General features: G+C 67.3%; 2 protein-coding genes. One reads left to right on the forward strand and one right to left on the reverse strand.

Annotated features, from left to right (window positions below):
- A partial coding sequence (locus D7V88_RS40500; RefSeq protein ID WP_147449108.1) for an SDR family NAD(P)-dependent oxidoreductase occupies positions 1-1263 on the forward strand: 1263 nt, incomplete at its 5' end.
- A gap of 10 nt (positions 1264-1273) precedes the next feature.
- Here the strand turns inward: D7V88_RS40500 and D7V88_RS40505 are convergent.
- Positions 1274-2395 (reverse strand): glycoside hydrolase family 26 protein, encoded by a 1122-nt coding sequence (locus D7V88_RS40505; RefSeq protein ID WP_244238662.1) that lies wholly within the window; start codon positions 2393-2395, stop codon positions 1274-1276.
- Between the last annotated feature and the right edge of the window lie 41 nt (positions 2396-2436).

Consider the following 2436-nt stretch of genomic DNA (forward strand, 5'->3'; position numbering starts at 1 on the left):
ACGGAGACCGAGGAGCGCGTGCTGGAGGAGCCTCGCAAGTGCTACGTGTGCAAGCAGGAGTACCGCAAGCTCCACTTCTTCTACGACATGCTGTGCAGCGCATGCGGTGACTTCAACTACTCCCGCCGCACGCAGCAGGCGCAGCTCAACGGCAAGGTGGCGCTCATCACCGGCGCCCGCGTGAAGATTGGCTTCCAGGCGTCGCTGATGCTGCTGCGCTCGGGCGCGACGGTCATCGCCACCACGCGCTTCCCGCAGGACGCGGTGCTCCGCTACGCGCGCGAGCCGGACTTCGCGGACTGGTCCCACCGGCTGCACGTGCACGGCCTGGACCTGCGCCACGCGCCCAGCGTGGAGCTGTTCGCGCGCCACATCGAGGAGACGCACGCGAAGCTGGACATCCTCATCAACAACGCGGCGCAGACGGTCCGCCGGCCGCCGGGCTTCTACCGGCACCTGCTGGAGGGTGAGCTGCGGGACGCGAACACCCTGCCCCAGGAGGTGCGCCCGCTGCTCGCCGGCCACCAGGCCTGCATCGCGGCGCTGCGGCCCGCCCTCAACCCCGGCACCCCGGGCAACGTGCTGCAAGCGGGTGACACGGACGTGAGCACGGCGCTGTCGGCCACCACGTGGCGCAGCAGCGACCCGGCGCTGGGCATCCACTCGTCGGCGGCGCTGTCGCTCCTGCCCTACGCGATGGAGCAGGAGCCCGACACGCAGGCGCTCTTCCCGCAGGGCCGGCTGGACGCGGACCTCCAGCAGGTGGACCTGCGCAAGACGAACTCCTGGCGCCTGAAGCTGTCGGAGGTGCAGACCTCGGAGATGCTGGAGGTGCACCTCATCAACGCGGTGGCGCCCTTCATCCTCGTGGGCAAGCTCAAGCCGCTGATGATGCGCGACCGCTCGCAGCCGGGCCACATCGTCAACGTGTCCGCGATGGAGGGCAGCTTCTCGCGCGGGACCAAGACGGACAAGCACCCGCACACCAACATGGCCAAGGCCGCGCTCAACATGATGACGCTCACCTCCGCGGCGGACTACGCCCGGGACGGCATCTTCATGAACGCGGCGGACACCGGCTGGGTGACGGACGAGGACCCCATCCTCCACGCCGAGCGCAAGGTGCAGGAGCTGGACTTCCAGCCTCCGCTGGACATCGTGGACGGGGCCGCGCGCATCGTCGACCCCATCATCACCGCCATCAACACGAACGAGTTCGTCTGGGGCAACTTCTTCAAGGACTACCGCCCCACGAACTGGTGACGCGGTCCCGTCAGCGCAACGCGCCCCAGTTGTAGGTCGCGTTGCTGCCGCCGGTCAGCACCCGCCAGTACGTGCCGTAATACCCATACGTGTCCTTGATGGCCTTGTAGTTGCTGGACACGTTCCAGTCGTTCGGGCTCGTCGTGCCCAGGTTGTAGACGAGCGAATCACCCCACACGGAGTAGATGGCCCACGGACGGGAGTCGAGCTCCGACACCGTCCCGTAGCGGCTGTCACCCCAGCGCACCGGAAGCTTGTCCGTCTCCGCCACCATGCGCGGTTTGTTGTAGCCCGCGAGCCCCGTGTAGAACTGGGCCGGGAAGTAGGGATTGCCGTGGTAGATGTCCACCGCCACCACGTCCACGCGGTCGCTGCCCGGGTAGTAGGCCGCCGCGTCCCCTCCGTACGTCCCGTCCCACTCATACGGCGACCAGACGAAGATGAGGTTCTTCAGCCCGCGCGTCTTCACCAGGTAGTCGTGCGCGATGTTCCAGAGCTGCTTGTACTGGTACGGATCCTGGTTCGCCCACCAGAACGGGGACGCGCTCCCTTTCTTGTTCATCTCGTGGAAGGGGCGGTACAGCACCGGCACGCCCGCATCCCGCAGAATCGTCAGCTTGTCCGCCGCGAAGGACAGGTCGCGCAGCAGCGCCTGGTACTCCGCCGTGTTGGCCTGCCAGTTGATGACCCGGCCCATCCAGTTGGAATCCATCCAGGACTGCCGGAAGTTGTTCGGCCAACTCTTCACCGGCGCGCCCGGGTAGGACTGGTGGAAGCTGAAGCCGACGATGCCCTCCCCGTAGATGAACCGGTCGCGCGCGAAGCCCACCGCGTAGTCCACGTATGACTCGCTGTAGGTCGCGCGGTTGTTGCCCGGCCCGAAGTCGAACTCCACGAAGCCCGGACGCCGGCCGGAGATGTCTCCCACCTTCACCCAGTACTCGCCCGCGTAGGACTCCTTCTGGGCCTCGCAGTGCTGGCCCATGATGGTCTGCTTCGTCCCACCGTTGCGGCTGTTGTTCTCCAGGTCCGTCAGCAGGTTGTAGACCTTCTGCGCCTGCGCCGTGGGGCCCGGCGTGCTCAGCGTCCGGGACACCTGAGCCCGCGCAGGCAGCGCACCCAGGCACAGCACCAGCGCCGCCAGGAGCGCCAAGGCGGACGGGAAGGAAGAGG

Origin of the sequence: Corallococcus terminator, assembly GCF_003611635.1 — a bacterium.
Lineage (GTDB): Bacteria > Myxococcota > Myxococcia > Myxococcales > Myxococcaceae > Corallococcus > Corallococcus terminator.